Here is a 15,838-nt window from a genome sequence, read left to right as displayed (position 1 = left end):
GTGGGGCATGTCTTCCACAGTGCATACCTCCGGCACCGGCAACTCCGGTTCCGCCTTTAACCCGAACCAGGAAAAGCCCTGGCTGCAGTACTACCCGGAGTGGACCGACCACTCCCTGGAATACGGCACCACCACCCTGCCGGAGATGTACCAGCAGAACCTGGAGAACAACGCGAACAAGCCGGCGGCGACCTTCTTCGGCCGCACGCTCACCTTCGCGGAGCTGGACCGCGACGTCCGCCGCGCCGCCGCCGGGCTCAAAGCCTTCGGCGTGCGCGAGGGCGACCGCGTGGCCATCATGCTGCCCAACTGCCCGCAGCACATCGTCGCCTTCTACGCGGTGCAGCTGCTTGGCGCGGTCGTCGTCGAGCACAACCCGCTCTACACCGCCAACGAGCTGCGCCCGCAGTTCGCCGACCACGGCGCGCGCATCGCCATCGTGTGGGACAAGACCGCGGACACGCTGGAGAAGCTTCGCCCGGACACGCCGCTGGAGACGGTGATCAGCGTGGACATGACGCGCGCGATGCCGCGCAAGACGCGCCTGGCGCTGCGCATCCCACTGCCCAAGGTGCGCGAGGCGCGCGCACAGCTCACCGGTCCGTGCACCAACACCGTCCCCTTCGAGGCGCTCACCGGCTCCGCCATCGGCGGCGAGGGCGCGGACATTGACATCCCGGAGGCGCTCACCCCGGACTCGCCGGCCGTGATCCTGTACACCTCCGGCACCACCGGCGCGCCGAAGGGCGCGGTGCTCTCGCACAAAAACCTGCACGCAAACCCGGTGCAGGGCCGCGCCTGGGTCAAGGAACTGCAGGAGCCGGGCCAGCGCATGCTGGCCACCCTCCCCTTCTTCCACGCCTACGGCCTCACCTTCTCCCTCACCCTCATGATGCTGGTGGGCAGCGAGCTTAACCTGCTGCCGGCGCCGAAGATGAACCTGATCATGAACGCCCTGAAGAAGCGCCCGCCGACATTCATTCCGGGCGTGCCCACCGTCTTCGAGCGCATTGTGAAGACGGCCCGCGAAAAGCACGTCGACATGTCCAAGGTGCAGGTCGGCTTCTCCGGCGCGTCCTCGCTGCCCGTCGAGGTCATCGAGGAATGGGAGTCGCTCACCGGCGGCCACCTGGTCGAGGGCTACGGGCTCACCGAGACCTCCCCGATCATCGTGGGCAACCCGCGCACCGAGGACCGCCGCCCGGGCTACATCGGCATCCCGTTCCCGGATACGCAGATCCGCATCGCCAACGAGGACAACCTTGACGAGGACATGCCCTTCGGCGAGCCGGGCGAGATCCTTGTGAAGGGCCCGCAGGTCTTCGGCGGCTACTTCAACAATGAGGAAGCCACCGAGAAGGCCTTCCACAACGGCTGGTTCCGCACCGGCGACATGGGCGTGATGGAGGAAGACGGCTTTATCAAGCTGGTCTCGCGCATCAAGGAGCTCATCATCACCGGCGGCTTTAACGTCTACCCGGCCGAGGTCGAGGAAGTCATGCGCAAGCACCGCGACGTTATCGATGTGGCGGTGGTGGGGCGCCCCCGCGAGGACGGCTCCGAGGACGTCGTCGCCTGCGTCACGCTGCGCGACGGCGCCGCGCTCGACCCGGAGGGGCTCAAGGACTTCGCCCGCGAGAACCTCACCCGCTACAAGGTGCCGCGCACCTTCTACCACTTCGAGGAGCTCGCCCGCGATCAGATGGGCAAGATCCGCCGCCGCGAGGTGCGCGACGACCTGCTCAACATGCTCAGCTAAGCGGGGGGAGCCCGACCCACACCGGCTCGGGCACCAGCGCCACGCCAAAGCGCTTCTCGACGCCACGCTGCACCCGCCGTGCCAACTCCGCAATATCGTCCGCAGTCGCCCGGCCACGGTTGGTCAGGGCCAGCGTGTGCTTCGTGGACAAACGCGCCGGCGCCTCCTCGCCCGGGAAACCGCGCGGGAACCCGGCGCGCTCAATGAGCCAGGCCGCCGACAGTTTCTCCTTGCCATCAGGCTGCGGGAAGCGCGGCATCCCCTCCTCGCCAACCTCGCGCTCAATCGCGTCGGCCAGCGCCGACTCCACGACGGGGTTGGTGAAGAAGGAGCCGGCCGACCACGTGTCATGATCCTCCGGGTCCAGCACCATGCCCTTCTTCCGGCGCGTAGCCAGCACCGAGGCGCGCGCTTGCGCCAGCGGGACCTGCTCGCCGCCCAGGTGGCGAAGCGGGGCCGAGAGCTCGCGGCGCTCCAGCTCGATCTCCAGCTCGAGCACGACCGCGCGGTGCGTGAACTTCAGGTTGGAGTACCGGTACGCCAAATCCAAGGAGCTCGCGGGCACCCACTCGTCGGTGTTTGTCTCGCGGTTCCACAGGCGCACGCGGGTGAGCACCTCGGCAATCTCCGCGCCGTACGCACCAACGTTTTGCACCGGGGTGGCGCCCGCAGACCCCGGGATCCCGGAAAGCGCCTCGATTCCGCCGAGGCCCCGCTCGACCGCGTAGGCGACCACGTCGTCCCACACGGTGCCCGCGCCGATGCGCAGGGTGGTGCGGGAGGAGGGGGACGAGGGGGCGTCGACAAGCGTGATGCCCGCGTTTGCTGCGACAACCGCAACGAGGTCCAACTTCCCCTCGGCGACGAGCAGGTTCGAGCCGCCGCCCACGACCAGCAGTGGCGTGCCCGCGGCGTCCAGGCGCGCGACGGTGGCCGCGAGCTCCTCGGCGGTCGTGCAACGGATCAGGTCAGCGGGGGTGCCGCCGACGCGCAGCGTGGTCAGGGAGGCGAAAGATGAATCAGACACCCCACCAACGGTAGTCTGTTGGGCATGACTGCACGAAGTGAAACCACCGTCACCATCAACCAGCCGGCCGAGAAGGTCGCCGAGGCCTACGCCACCCAGGCGTACTGGGAGTTCATCGCGGAGAAGCTCTCCCCGGAGCCGGGCCAGCTGCACGAGTTCACCGGTGACACCGCCACCCTGTTTGAAGTGCTGCCCAAGTCCATCCTGCCCGAGGCCGCGCAGGCCATGATCAGCCAGGACCTCAAGCTCAAGCGCGTGGTCAACATTGGCAAGCTGGACGGCGCAACCGCCAACCACACCTTCACCGGCGACGTGAAGGGCACCCCGGTCGACTTCTCCGGCGAGATCACCATGACCGGCGAGGGCGACACCACCACCCTCGCCTACGACAACGAGGCCAAGGTAGACATCCCGTTCATGGGCGCAGCGCTCGAGCCGAAGGTGGCCGAGGCGCTCGAGGAGATCGTGGCAAACGAGGCCAAGCTCACCGAACAGTGGATCGCGGAGAACCTGTAAATCTCCCCGCACCACCACAACCTCAGGGCGCAGGCCGGCCCCGGCAAGCCGTACGGAGTAATCACCCGCGGCACCACCGGGTACAACCGCCTGCGCCGTTGTGATCGCTGGGCCTTTTACAACCCCGCGATCCGCTCCCTGCTGCGCGGCGCGCGGGAGCCGCTCGCGCTGGACGTGGGCTACGGCGCCTCGCACACCACCACCGTCGAGTGGTCCCGCTGGCTGCGGCGCGCCAACCCCTCCACTCAGGTCGTGGGGCTGGAGATCCACCCCGACCGGGTGCTGCCGCCGCGCGACGGCGTGCGCTTCGAGCTCGGCGGATTCGAGCTCGCCGGCTACCGCCCCCACCTCGTGCGCGCCTTCAACGTGCTGCGCCAATACGACGTCGCCGAGGTGGACGAGGCCTGGCGTACCGTCTGCGAACGCCTCGCCCCCGGCGGCATGTTCATCGAAGGCACCTGCGACGAGATCGGCCGCCGCGCCACCTGGGTGCTTCTCGACGCCACCGGCCCCCGCTCCCTCACCCTCGCCTGGGACCCTTTCGACGTCGCCGAACCGGGTGACGTGGCCGAGCGCCTGCCCAAGGCCCTCATCCACCGCAACGTCCCTGGCGAGAAGATCCACGTGCTGCTTACCGACGCCAACGCGGCCTACGCCCACGCCGCCCCCTTCGACCCATACGGGCCCCGCGTGCGCTGGCGCGAGGCCCGAAAAGAACTCGTGGCCAAGGGGTGGCCCATCCACCCGGTGCGGCGACCCCTGCGCGACAACGTGCTCACCGTGGACTGGGCGGCGGTGGACCCTGCCGTACACTAGGCCGCATGAAAACCGCGTGGAAAGTCATCGTCGGCATCCTTGCCGCACTGCTCGTCCTGCTCCTCATCGCCGAGGGCGGGATCCGCATGTTCATGGCCAACCAGATCACCTCGGAGTTCAACAAGAACGCCGAGACCTCGTCCGCCCAGGGCGGCGGTGACGGCGCGGAGCCCGACGTCTCCTTCGGCCCGCAGCCGGTAATCTTCGGCCTGGTGTCTGGCAAGCTTCCCCACATCGACCTGGACACCCCGTCCACCCTGGTGGTCAACGGCGACCAGGTGACCGGCGACCCCGCCTCGCACATCGTCATGGACAACATCCGCTACGACTCCGGCGACCCCGTCGCCGAGTCGTTCCGTGTGGACACCGAGCTCACCAATGACCTCATCCGCGCGATGCTCAACCAGCAGTTGCAGCAGCAGATGGGCGAGGACTCCTTCCTCAGCGGCGTGATCAACGTCTCCGACGTGAACACCGACCCCGACGCCGGCACCGTCCACATCGAGTTCACCGGAGGGGTGGCCGCGCTGGACCTCAAGCCCATCACCGAGCAGGGCCAGATGCGCTTCGAGGCCACCGGCACCCAGCTGTTCGGCATGGACCTGCCCGAGGAGGCCGCGAGCGCGCTGAGCGACGCCATGAGCCAGGGCATGGAGGACCAGAGCGCCGACGGCATGAACATCCAGGAGTTCAGCGTCGTGCCCGGCGGCGTGCGCGTCACCATGACTGGCGAGAACGTGAACTTTGCAGAGATGCAGAACGCGCAGGGCCAGTACGGCGCCGCGGCCTAGTCCGACTGTGCTCCGGAACGGGCGAAGACCCGGGTCGCGCCGACTTCCAGCCACGTGATCGCGGCCTCCTCGCCCGGATCGGCGCCGTAGACGGCGACGTCGACAGGCGTGTCGGGCACCCCGGCGGCGGCCGGGACAGCTAGGCAGGACGCGCCGAGCTGCTCCGCGACCCGCAGCGCGGTATCCGTTGCGCTTGCGGGGCAGACGATGCCCACTGGGACGGTGAGTGACTGGTGGACCGCGATGGCGTCGGCAAGCGCGGCGCCCTGCGCGGCATCGGGGTCGAGCGCGAGCCAGATCTCGTCGGCGCCGGACTCGGCGGCCAGGCGCGCCTCCGCCGCCTTGATCACGCTGTGGTGGCGGCCGGTGGGCCAGCCCACGACGGCGATGGCGGGAAGACTGCGGCGAAGCACCTGTGGGATCTGGGTCGGCTCGACGACAAGGCCCGCGCTCCCCCGGTCGTCCGGGGCAGCAAACGGGCCACCGGCCAGGAACGTGCCCCGGCGGGTGGCCAGCCACTCGTAGTCGTTCATGCGCCGCTAGTACCCGTAGTTGCCGCGCAGAATGTTATCCAGCTGGGGCTTCACGTCCAGCCAGTACACGCCGATCGCCACCGCGCCGAACCACATGATGAACGGCAGGTGGAGCAGGCAGACCAGGGCGGAGCCACCCAGGATGAGCGCCCACGTGTTCTTGTTCTGCCGGTCCGCCGCGTCAAACGCATCCGCGCGGGTGGACAGCGCAAAGTACACCCCGGCGAAGCCCGCGATCGCCACCGCGAAGAAGAAGAGGGCGCTGAGCATCGTCGGGATGCTCATGATGATCGTGACGGTGCTCAGGTTCGCAAGAGTCGGGGTCATACGTTACTTATCCTCGTCGGCGACAATTTCGCCATCGATAATATCGGGGCGCTGGTTCGCGCCGCCAAACTGCTCCTGCACGCGGGCAAACAGGGACTCGAGGCGCTCGCGCACATCATCGAGCACGCTGTCCGCGCCTTGGCCCGTGGCGGTGCCGGCACCGCCACCGCGCAGCTCGCCGATCTTCTCGTTGAACAGGCCGCGCGCATCTTCCACGGCCTTCTGCAGCGAGCCCTTCACGTCGTCGGAGAACTCCAGGTCGCGCTGCTGAAACGCCTTAAACTGCTTCTCTGCCTCAGCGACGAAGTTGGAGGCCGCCGCGCGGATCTCGCCCTCGCTATCGGCCTGGTCCAGGCGCTCGCGGGCGCTGGTGGTAGCGGACTTCAGCTTCTCCGGCAGGTCCTCCGTGTACTTGCCGGCGTGCTTGCTGATCATCGCGCCGAGGGAGGAGCCGGCGGCAACGATTGCCTGGCCCGCGTCGCGCAGGTTGGCCCGCAGATCGCCGGACTCGGAGGGGTTGGATGCGGAGTCGAAAGAATTGTCAGCCATGTTAGAAAACCTTTCAGTCGAGTGCGTGAGCGAGTAACAAAGCTAGTAGAAGAGCAGCTGAGACACAGTGTAAATAACCAGCCCGGCGAGTGCACCCACGATCGTGCCGTTGAGGCGGATGAACTGCAGATCCTTGCCCACCATGAGCTCGATCTTGTCCGAGGCCTCCGCCCCGTCCCAGCGCTGGATGGTCTCCGCGATGATGCCCACGATCTGGTCCGCGCCGTTCTCAGCGGCGAAGTGCACCACCTTTTCCAGCTTCTGCTCCGCCGACGCGCGCACCTCCGGGTCGTTCGCCAGCTTCCCGCCCCACTCCGCGGCGGCGTCCGCCACCTTGCGGCGCAGCATGCTCTGCGGGTCGGTGGCGTTGGCCACGATAGTGTCCGCGAGCTGCTCCCACATGCTACTTGCCGCGGAGGTGACAGCGGTGGAGCCCATCACGTCGCCCTTGAGCGCCTCGACGCGCGTAATCATCTGGCTATCAAACTGCAGGTCCTGCGCGAACTGGGACAGCTGCCGGCGGATGGCGCGGCGCGCCTCGTGGTTCGGGTCGCGGTCCACCTCCGCCATGAACTTCACCAGCTCGGTATACACCTTCTCCCCCACCAGGTCCTTGGCAAATTTCGGTGCCCAGCGGGGCATGCGGTCATCGATAAGCGTGACGATGCTCTGCTCCATCCCGTCCAGCTTCGCGCGCGACCAGGCGAGGATGTCCTCGACGATGGGCTCCGCTTTGCCGTCGGCGATGAAGCCCTCGAGCGCGCGGCCGACGGGCGGACCCCACGTGGGCTCAGCGAGGCGGTCGATGAGCTGGGTGTTGATGAACGCCTCCGCGTCGGCAGGATCGATGCCGCGCACGACACGGACCGTAAAGTCGCCGACCTCCTGGCTGACCCGCTCGGCGCTGGCGGGGCGGGTGAGCCACGTGCCGACGCGCTGCGGCAGATTCGCCTCCATCACCTTCTGCGTGATGGTGCGAGCGTTGAGGAAGTTCTCGCTGACGAACTCGCTGAGCGCGTCGGCGACCTGGTCCTTCTTGTTGGGGATGATCGCCGTGTGCGGGATCGGCAGGCCCATGGGATAGCGGAACAGCGCGGTGACGGCGAACCAGTCCGCCAGCCCGCCCACCATGCCGGCTTCCGCCGCGGCACGCACATAGCCCACCCAGGCGGGCGCGCCGTGCGATTGCCACCACGAGCAGGACAGGAAGATCACCGCCATGAGCCCGAGCAGGCTCGTGACAAAAATCTTGTGATTCCGGAGGATCCGCCGCCGCTCTGCCTCGTTCGAGGGCGCGGGCATCATCGCGTGCTGAGACATACCTTGATTATGGCAGCCCGGCCCCGCGCAGTTCGAGTTGCTTAGCGACGCCCCCGTGCACCAAAAATCCCCCGCCCGCGGGAAAATTCCGCAGTCGGGGGAAGTGGCGCAGGGCGTGCGGCGCTAGTTCACGCGGCCGGTGGCCTTGCTGTACGCCTTGTAGTCCTTGCGGCCTACGGCGATGAGGACCGCGCCGAGGATCAGGGTGGCGGCGACGACGATCAGGCCGAGGATGAGCAGGATCTGGCTGTAGTCATTCTCCTGTGCGCCGAAGCCGGCGATCATGGCGGAGCCGCCCCAGACGGCGAAGCCGAAGCCGGAGAGGGACGCCAGGATCAGGGCCATCGCGATCCAGGTGGAGAATCGGTTCAGCGAGGAGTGCGGAGCGCCCAGGGAAACCGGGTCGTAGCCCTCGATGTAGGTGTCCGCGAGTGCCGACTTGTACGTCGGGAAAGACTCGCTGCTGATGTCTGCAACTGCGTGCTCGGAAGCCATGATGACTCTTTTCTCTCGTCCTGCTTCAAATACTCGGTAGATAGTATACGGCGGCCTAGTCGTCGCCACCACGGAAGGCTGCACGTGCGCGCTCGGCGTTGATCGCACCGACCGCGTCCAGCGGGATACCCGCCGGGCAGACGTCCGCGCACTCGCCGTAGAGCGAGCAGTGGCCGAAGTTGGTCTCCAGCTCGTCGACCATGTTGCGGGCGCGGCGGCCGCGCTCCTGCTTGCCCAGCGGCAGCAGCTTCAGGTGCTTGAGCTTCGCGCCGGTGAACAGGTGCGCAGCACCGTTCGGGCAGGCGGCGACGCAGGCGCCGCAGCCGATGCAGGCCGCGTAGTCCAGCGCGGTCTCCGCGTCGTGGTGGTTCACGGCGAGGGTGTCGGCGTCCGGTGCGGTACCGGCGTTGATGGAGACGTAGCCACCCTGCTGCATCACGCGGTCCAGCGCGGAGCGGTCCACGGCGAGGTCCTTGATCACCGGGAACGCGCCGGAGCGGAACGGCTCAATCTTCAGGGTGTCGCCGTCCTTGTAGTTGTACAGGCGCTGCAGGCAGGCGGTGGTGTTGGTGTCCGCGCCGTGCGGGCGACCGTTCACGTTCAGGCCACAGGTGCCGCAGATGCCCTCGCGGCAGTCGGAGGCGAAGACGAACGGCTCCTTGCCTTCCTCGACCAGGTTGTTGTTCACGTGGTCAAGGAGCTCCAGGATGGACATCTGCTCGACGGCGTCGTCCACCTGGACGGTCTCGAAGTGCCCTTCAGTGTCGGGTCCGGCCTGACGCCAGATCTCAAGTGTCAGTTTCATTACTTGTAGTTCCTTGTCATCAGCGGGATCGAATCAAAGTACAGGGGTTCTGCGTGGCGGATGAACTCGCCCTCGCCGGCCGGCTCCCACGCGGAGACGAAGCACCAGTTCTCGTCGTCTCGCTCTGCCTCGCCATCCTCGGTGAGGTGGTCCATGCGGTAGTGCGCACCGCAGGACTCGTCGCGGTCCAGGGCGTCGATGCACATCAGCTCGCCGAGGTTGATGTAGTCGGCCAGGCGCAGTGCGGCCTCGAGGGTCTGGTTCATCTCGTTCGGGGAACCCGGAATAGAGATGTTGGCACGGAAATCGTCGCGAAGCGCGCGGATCTTCTGGATGCCTTCCGTCAGGCCCTCGACCGTGCGGGAGACGCCGCAGTGCTCGTAGAGGATGTCGCCGAGCTGCTCGTGGTAGAACTCCGGGCCGTGCGGGTCGGTGCCGTTAACGGACATGATCTGCTCGATGGTGTCCTTGGCGCGGTTGACAGCCTCGGTGACTTCCGGCGCGTCCTCCGGCAGCACTTCCTCGCCGAGGTGGTTGGCCAGGTAGTTCGGCACGGTGAACGGGAGGGTGAACCAGCCATCCACGGACGCGGAGAGCAGGGAGTTCGCACCCAGACGGTTCGCGCCGTGGTAGGTCCAGGAGCACTCGCCGGCGGCGAAGAGGCCGTCGATGGAGGTCATCTCGTTGAAGTCGGTCCACAGGCCGCCCATGGTGAAGTGGACGGTCGGGGCGATGCGCATCGGGACCTTGTACGGGTCATCGCCGATGGAATCTTCGTACATCTCGAACAGGTTGGAGTAGCGCTCGCGGATGGTGTCCTCGCCGAGGCGCTCGATGGCGTCGGTGAAGTCCAGGTACGCGGAGTTGTGCAGCGGGCCAACGCCGTAGCCGGCGTTGAGCTGCTGGGAGATGGCGCGGGAGGCCACGTCGCGCGGCACCAGGTTGCCAAACGCGGGGTAGCGGCGCTCGAGGAAGTAGTCGCGCTCCTCCTCCGGGATGTCCTTCGGGTCGCGGTCGTCGCCCTTTTCCTTCGGGGTCCAGATGCGGCCGTCGTTACGCAGCGACTCGGACATCAGCGTCGTCTTTGCCTGCCACTTCGCGTTGACCGGGAGGCCCGTCGGGTGGAACTGGATGAACGCCGGGGAGGCGAGGTACGCGCCGCGCTCGTACGCGCGCATCATGGCAGACGAGTTGGAGTTCTTGGCCAGCGTGGTCTTGTGGTAAACGTTGCCGTAACCGCCGGTGGCCAGGATCACGGCGTGGCCGGTGAACGGCACGATCTCGCCGGTGATCAGGTTGCGGGTGACAATGCCCTCGCAGTGCTTCTTGCCATCCTTTTCCGTGATGACCAGGTCCATCAGGTCGTTGTGGGTGAAGATCTCCACGTTACCCAGGTGGATCTGGCGCTGCAGCGCCGACGCGGTGGACAGCTGCAGCTGCTGGCCCGTTTGGCCACGGGTGTAGTAGGTGCGGGAGACCTGCACGCCGCCGAAGGAGCGGGTGGCCAGGGTGCCGCCGTACTCGCGGGCGAACGGGGCGCCGATGGCGTTCATGTGGTCGATGACGCGGACGGACTCGATAGCCAGGCGCCAGCAGTCGGACTCGCGGCAGCGGTAGTCGCCGCCCTTGACGGTGTCCTTGGTGTGGCGGTACGCGCTGTCGTTGTCCACCTTCTTGCCGCGGGCGGAGTTCACGCCACCCTGCGCGGCGATGGAGTGCGCACGGCGCGGTGCGTCGTGGTAGGTGAAGGCCTTCACGTTGTAGCCCAGCTCGCCCAGCGCCGCGGCGGCAGCGCCGCCGGACAGGCCGGTGCCCACCACGAGGACGGTGAACTTGCGGCGGTTCAGCGGGGAGACCAGGTTCATGTGGTCCTTCTGGTAGCCCCACATGTCCTTCATGCGGACCTCGTCGCGGTTGGGCTCCGCCGCGTCCAGAATGTGCCCCGGGGTCACGCCGGGAGCGGCGGACTCGGGCTGGCGGAAGCCGCCGGACGTCTCCTGGCCGGCAGCACCCTGGGCGCCCACTGCGCCGGTAGCGGCGGTGTCGGCTGCGCCGCCCTGAGCACCCTTATTGGGGTTGTATGCGGTAGTCATAGTGTGTTTCTCCTCTATCAGCCGTTACCGGGAAAAGTCGGGGACGAATCCGCACGCGATGGCAATCGGCATCACGACGTTGCCGATGACCACGATGAACGGGAGGACGTACGCCAGCAGGACCATCAGGCCACGGCCGCGCTCGCCGAGCCAACCGAGGTCGGAAACAGCGAGGTAGATGCCGTGGGTCAGGTGCATCAGCAGCGCGAGGTTGGCCACGACGTAGATCAGGGTGACCCACCAGCGGCCCGGCGCGAAGGTGGCGAGCATGTTGTTGCGCACCTCGCCGTGGACGAACTGGTCAGAGGCGACGACCTGGCCCGTGGTCAGATCCAGCAGGTGGAAGATGACGAAGAGCAGCAGGATTACGCCGGTGATGAGCATCCAGCGGGTCGCGGTGGACTGCCAGCCACCCATCAGGCCTGTGCGCTTGAACTTGCCGCGCGACTGGGACGAGCGCGCCTTCAGCGTGAACGCACCCCAGACGTGCAGCACCAGGCAGACGAGCAGCACGATGCGGGCGATCCAGAGGAAGCCCTCGTGCGGGAGCAGCGGCTCGCCGATCTCGCGCAGGAAGCGGCCGTATTCATCAATCGGCGCTTGCCCGTTGGCGTGGAGCGGCATAAAGATCTTCAGGTTGCCCACCATGTGGCCGAGCACAAAAAGACCGAAAATGAGGCCGGTGACGGCCATGGTCAGCTTCAAAGCCCACGTTGGGTAGGACGGCCGCTCGCGCAGCGGCTTTTCAGTGATTTTACCGTGACGAATGGCTTCACGGTCTGCGTTTTGTACAGTCATGGCACCTCCAGTGTCGCTACTACTGTAGGCAACCTTTGGGCACCCCACCTATTTATTCGCGCCACTTCCGCGCTCCCGCACCCCCTCCCACCTCGAATAATGGGAATACCTTTCTCGCTTGACCCCCAGAGCGCGCCCGCTCCCAGCAACTTTCAACGTTCCCAGCCCACCCTACGGTAATTTGTGACCTTGCACACTCTCGCCGCATTTTGTTCATGATCCCCCTGCCCGCACCCCTTAATGTGTCAACCTTTCGTTGGTAAGTTCGCCCTTAGTTTCAACTCCAGGTTGAGCTTTCGCTTTTCGACGCCCCCATGGCACACAAAACGCGCCCCGGCGAAAACCGGAGCGCTTGGGGTGGGTCGACGGTGGCGTCGACAAGCAACTGCCTACAGGTTGATCATGTGACCTTCGACGCCGTGGGCAACTTCCTTGAGCACCTCGGACAGCGTCGGGTGAATGTGGATGCTGCGGGCGATCTCACCGGCGGTGAGGTCGAAGCGCTGGGCCAGAGTGATCTCCGGCAGGAGCTCGGAGACGTGCGGGCCGACCAGGTGCGCGCCGAGGATCTCGCCGAACTCGGCGTCGGCGATGAGCTTGCCAAAGCCGGCGGTCTCGGCCAGGCCGACAGCCTTGCCGTTCGCGGAGAACGGGAAAGTCGCAACCTTGATCTCGCGGTCCGGCCACTTCTCCTTCGCCTGCTCCTCGGTGTAGCCCATGGACGCGACCTGCGGGTTACAGAAGGTCGCGCGCGGGGTCATCATGTAGTCTTCGATCTCCAGGGTCTCCGCGTCCGCGATCGTCTCCGCGGCGATGATGCCCTGAGCCTCCGCGACGTGGGCGAGCTGCAGCTTCGCGGTGACGTCGCCGATGGCGTAGATGTGCTCGACGTTGGTGCGCATGCGATCGTCGATAGCAATGGCGCCACGCTCGGTCAGCTCGACACCCGTGTTCTCCAGGCCGTAGCCCTCGGTGCGCGGGGCGAAGCCGACGGAGATCATCACGCGGTCCACGGTGAGCGTCTCGGTCTTGTCGGTGCCATTCTTCTGAATGTCCACCTCGACCTCGGAGCCGTTGTCGCGCACGGCGGTGGTGGCGTGGCCGGTCAGCAGCTTCACGCCGAGCTTCTTGTACTTCTTTGCAATCTCCTTGGACACGTCCTTGTCCTCGTTGGGCAGGACGCGGTCCATGTACTCCACAACCGTCACGTCGACGCCGTAGTTGGACAGCACGTAGGCGAACTCCATGCCGATCGCGCCGGCGCCCACGATGACCATCTTCTTCGGGGCCTCGGGGTTGAGGATCTGCTCCTCGTAGGAGACAACGTTCTCGGACAGCTCAATGCCCGGGAGCGTGCGCACGACGGAGCCTGTGGCGATAATGCAGTCGTCGAAGGTGACGGTCTTACCCTTGTCGTCGCCCTCGGTGATCTCGATCGTGTTCGCGTCGGTGAAGGAACCAAGGCCATTGATCTCGGTGATCTTGTTCTTCTTCATCAGGTAGTGCACGCCACCAACGATCTTCTTCGAGACCTGGCGGGAGCGCTTGTGGGCGTCCGAGTAATCGAACTCCACGTCACCCTTAATGCCGAACGTCTTGGCATCGTGGTTGAAAATCTCTGCAACCTCAGCGTTCTTAATCAACGCCTTGGACGGGATGCAGCCCACGTTGAGGCAGACACCGCCCCAGTACTGCTTCTCTACAACTGCAACCTTCTTACCCAGCTGAGCTGCACGGATGGCGGCAACGTACCCACCGGGGCCCGCGCCGAGGACAACAACGTCAAAATGTTCTTTACTCACGCCACACAGGATACGTGCATTCCCCAACTTTGGGTATGCATTCCCCCACATCGCGCTTCCGCGAGTGCCGTACAGCGCCCGAATGTGGGTACCGAGCACCCCGAAACACCCTGTACTCCGGTTTCGCTCCTGTAACGTGACGGCCGTCTGGCAATATATACGGAAGCAACGACGAGCCCTCCCGTTTGTTCACACCGTTTACACAGCTAACTAGGAAAGCGAGCCACCGTGAAGTTCACGCGCCCCGCACTCGCCGCCGTCGCCGCAGTTGCCATCGCCGCAGCCGCGGTCCCGGCAGGTATCCACCTCAGCGCCGACAGCGAGGAAGGCACCCAGCCCGCGCAGATCGCCGCCGCACAATCCACCACCTCCGCGACCATGCCGGAGACGACGGAATCCACCGCATCTTCTGAGCCGGCAGAGACCACTGAGTCTTCTGAGTCCACTGAGTCGTCTGCGTCCTCTGCGCCGAGCGAGCCAACTTCGGACGCCGAGGACTCCGACAGCAAGCTCACCGACGCCAACGGCGGCGGCGCTTCCAACCCGACCGGGGACGAGGGCGAGGTCGGCGCGCTTATCGACGATGTCCTGTCCGGCCCCGAAACCGACCCCGACAAGCTGAACAACATGCAGGAGGAGCGCGCTACTTCCGCCGGTACCGTCAAGCCGCTCACCCGCTCCCTGCCCGCCGCCACCGGCGGCACGCAGGAATGGGTGGACAAGATCAAGCTTTTCGACGGTGGCGAGGCCGTCGAGGTCTACTCCCCCTCCATGGAGCGCGACATCCCGGTCGCGATCATCCGCGCGACCGACGACCAGGGCAACTACATCAAAGACGCGCCGACCTACTACCTGCTCAACGGCGCCGGCGGCTCCGAGCAGGACACGGACTGGATCGCCCAGGCCGGCGGCACCCTCGACCGCACCCTCGGCCACGAGCCCGTCAACGTGGTCATCCCGATGGAGGGCGCCTTCTCCTACTACGTGGACTGGCTCACCGAGCCGGACAAGAACCGTTACATGAACGGCAAGCAGCTGTGGTCCACCTTCCTGGCCAAGGAACTGCCGCAGGCAATCGAGCCGTACATGGACACCACCAACGACCGCCGCGCGGTCTCCGGTTTCTCCATGTCCGCCACCTCCTCGCTCCTGCTCGCTGAGCACAACCCGGGCTTCTACAAGGCGGTCGGCTCCTTCTCCGGCTGCGCCGCGACCTCCCGCCCGCTCCCCTGGTTCTTCGTCGGCCTGACGGTGAACCGCGGCGGCGGCCTGACCCCGGATGAGCTGTGGGGCCCGATGGGCTCCGAGTACAACCGCTACAACGACGCGCTCGTCATGGCGGAGTACCTCAAGGGCACTGACCTGTACATTTCTAGCGGCACCGGCCTGGTCAGCGAGACCGACACCATCGGCTACCTGAAGAACCAGCGCAACCTGGAATCCAGCCGCGCCTTTTCTAACCACCTCACCCTCCTGGTCGAGGGCGGCGTGATCGAGGGCGCGATGAACGCCTGCACCCACGACCTGCGCGCCAAGCTGGACGCCAAGGGCATCCCGGCGCACTACAACTTCCGCGCCACCGGCACCCACTCCTGGCCGTCCTGGCTGGAGGACATGCGCGAGTCCTGGGCAACCGTGATCCGCCCGGCGCTGCTCCCGGACGAGCCGGAGACCACGACCGAGAAGGACACCCCGGCGGCCCCCGAGAAGCCGACCGGGACCGCCGCACCGGAAGCACCGGCCCTGCCGACGCTCCCAACCGAGCCGACTGAAACGACCACTGCCGCTGAGTCCTCCGAGTCCGCCGAGCCTTCCGAGTCCGCCGCCGCCACCGCGACGGATGAGGCAACGGAAACCACTGAAACCACTGAAACCACAGCGCCGACGGAGACCACCGCGGCCGACGCCAACTAGTCGCCCGCCGGAAACGCCTTGAGGGCTGGCTTGCACCGGGTGCAGGCCAGCCCTCAAACTATTGGGCCACAAACGTGCGGCTTAGAACAGCCCCAGGCCGTAGGCGATGGTGGAGGAGGTCGACGAGCCAAAGTTGAGGATCTGGCCGAGCGCCTCGTTGATCTGGACCTGGATGGTTTCCAATCCGTTCATGTGAAAAACCTCGTTTTCTGTCACCGCTGTTACAAACTGTGCGGCCTATTGTCGCACACTGTAACCTCAATTGCCCCATGAGTAACGTAAGATGAGCACTC

Annotated in this window: 15 protein-coding genes; 5 read left to right on the top strand and 10 right to left on the bottom strand. The window is 66.1% G+C overall.

The features are described 5' to 3' along the window. The first annotated feature begins 7 nt into the window (after positions 1–7). Positions 8–1,759 carry a long-chain-fatty-acid--CoA ligase gene (locus tag OVO38_RS00460; protein WP_267207487.1) on the top strand — a complete coding sequence of 584 codons (1,752 nt, stop codon included), beginning with the start codon at positions 8–10 and terminating at the stop codon, positions 1,757–1,759. Here the strand turns inward: OVO38_RS00460 and OVO38_RS00455 are convergent. Then, positions 1,752–2,849: a UDP-N-acetylmuramate dehydrogenase gene (locus OVO38_RS00455; protein ID WP_267207645.1), complete on the bottom strand. Its 1,098-nt coding sequence runs from the start codon at positions 2,847–2,849 to the stop codon at positions 1,752–1,754. The two genes, OVO38_RS00460 and OVO38_RS00455, sit on opposite strands and share 8 nt — an antisense overlap. Here OVO38_RS00455 and OVO38_RS00450 point away from each other — a divergent pair. Genes OVO38_RS00450 through OVO38_RS00440 form a run of 3 tightly spaced genes read left to right on the top strand, consistent with a single transcriptional unit; the run spans position 2,811 to position 4,909 of the window. Next, a complete protein-coding gene (locus OVO38_RS00450) occupies positions 2,811–3,302 on the top strand; it encodes a DUF2505 domain-containing protein (protein WP_095275330.1) in 492 nt (163 codons plus the stop codon). The genes OVO38_RS00455 and OVO38_RS00450 overlap by 39 nt on opposite strands. Beyond that, positions 3,303–4,118 carry a class I SAM-dependent methyltransferase gene (locus OVO38_RS00445; RefSeq protein WP_267207644.1) on the top strand — a complete coding sequence of 272 codons (816 nt, stop codon included), beginning with the start codon at positions 3,303–3,305 and terminating at the stop codon, positions 4,116–4,118. Positions 4,119–4,123: 5 nt separating this feature from the next. Further along, positions 4,124–4,909 carry a DUF2993 domain-containing protein gene (locus OVO38_RS00440; protein WP_095535213.1) on the top strand — a complete coding sequence of 262 codons (786 nt, stop codon included), beginning with the start codon at positions 4,124–4,126 and terminating at the stop codon, positions 4,907–4,909. On the opposite strand, the gene OVO38_RS00435 is transcribed toward OVO38_RS00440, so the two are convergent. From OVO38_RS00435 to lpdA, 9 genes are all read right to left on the bottom strand, one after another. Beyond that, positions 4,906–5,442 carry a hypothetical protein gene (locus OVO38_RS00435; RefSeq protein WP_267207486.1) on the bottom strand — a complete coding sequence of 179 codons (537 nt, stop codon included), beginning with the start codon at positions 5,440–5,442 and terminating at the stop codon, positions 4,906–4,908. The two genes, OVO38_RS00440 and OVO38_RS00435, sit on opposite strands and share 4 nt — an antisense overlap. A 6-nt stretch (positions 5,443–5,448) precedes the next feature. Beyond that, positions 5,449–5,769, bottom strand: coding sequence for a DUF2516 family protein (locus tag OVO38_RS00430; protein ID WP_233125689.1), 321 nt, complete (start codon positions 5,767–5,769; stop codon positions 5,449–5,451). A gap of 3 nt (positions 5,770–5,772) precedes the next feature. Next, positions 5,773–6,318, bottom strand: coding sequence for a CGLAU_01105 family protein (locus tag OVO38_RS00425; RefSeq protein WP_095535211.1), 546 nt, complete (start codon positions 6,316–6,318; stop codon positions 5,773–5,775). A 42-nt stretch (positions 6,319–6,360) separates the two neighbouring features. Continuing rightward, positions 6,361–7,638, bottom strand: coding sequence for a DUF445 domain-containing protein (locus tag OVO38_RS00420; protein WP_095275154.1), 1,278 nt, complete (start codon positions 7,636–7,638; stop codon positions 6,361–6,363). 123 nt (positions 7,639–7,761) lie between these two features. Further along, positions 7,762–8,133 (bottom strand): hypothetical protein, encoded by a 372-nt coding sequence (locus OVO38_RS00415; protein ID WP_267207485.1) that lies wholly within the window; start codon positions 8,131–8,133, stop codon positions 7,762–7,764. Between the two features lie 55 nt (positions 8,134–8,188). Then, positions 8,189–8,938, bottom strand: coding sequence for a succinate dehydrogenase/fumarate reductase iron-sulfur subunit (locus OVO38_RS00410; protein WP_095535209.1), 750 nt, complete (start codon positions 8,936–8,938; stop codon positions 8,189–8,191). Next, positions 8,938–11,031: a fumarate reductase/succinate dehydrogenase flavoprotein subunit gene (locus OVO38_RS00405; protein WP_267207484.1), complete on the bottom strand. Its 2,094-nt coding sequence runs from the start codon at positions 11,029–11,031 to the stop codon at positions 8,938–8,940. Before OVO38_RS00405 ends, OVO38_RS00410 begins: the two co-directional genes overlap by 1 nt. Before the next feature lie 24 nt (positions 11,032–11,055). Continuing rightward, positions 11,056–11,829 carry a succinate dehydrogenase cytochrome b subunit gene (locus OVO38_RS00400; RefSeq protein WP_095275158.1) on the bottom strand — a complete coding sequence of 258 codons (774 nt, stop codon included), beginning with the start codon at positions 11,827–11,829 and terminating at the stop codon, positions 11,056–11,058. A 389-nt stretch (positions 11,830–12,218) separates the two neighbouring features. Then, the gene (gene lpdA / locus OVO38_RS00395; protein WP_095553306.1) at positions 12,219–13,682 is read right to left on the bottom strand and encodes a dihydrolipoyl dehydrogenase; all 1,464 of its coding nucleotides are present in this window, start codon (positions 13,680–13,682) and stop codon (positions 12,219–12,221) included. 177 nt (positions 13,683–13,859) lie between these two features. Here lpdA and OVO38_RS00390 point away from each other — a divergent pair, with 177 nt between their 5' ends. Beyond that, a complete protein-coding gene (locus OVO38_RS00390; RefSeq protein WP_267207483.1) occupies positions 13,860–15,545 on the top strand; it encodes an alpha/beta hydrolase in 1,686 nt (561 codons plus the stop codon). Positions 15,546–15,838: the final 293 nt, after the last annotated feature.

Origin of the sequence: Corynebacterium sp. Marseille-P8863 (assembly GCF_946902955.1) — a bacterium.
In the GTDB taxonomy this organism is placed as follows: Bacteria; Actinomycetota; Actinomycetes; order Mycobacteriales; family Mycobacteriaceae; genus Corynebacterium; species Corynebacterium gottingense.
The sequence above is the reverse complement of the archived record's forward strand: the minus strand, read 5'-3'. Positions and strand labels throughout refer to the sequence as shown.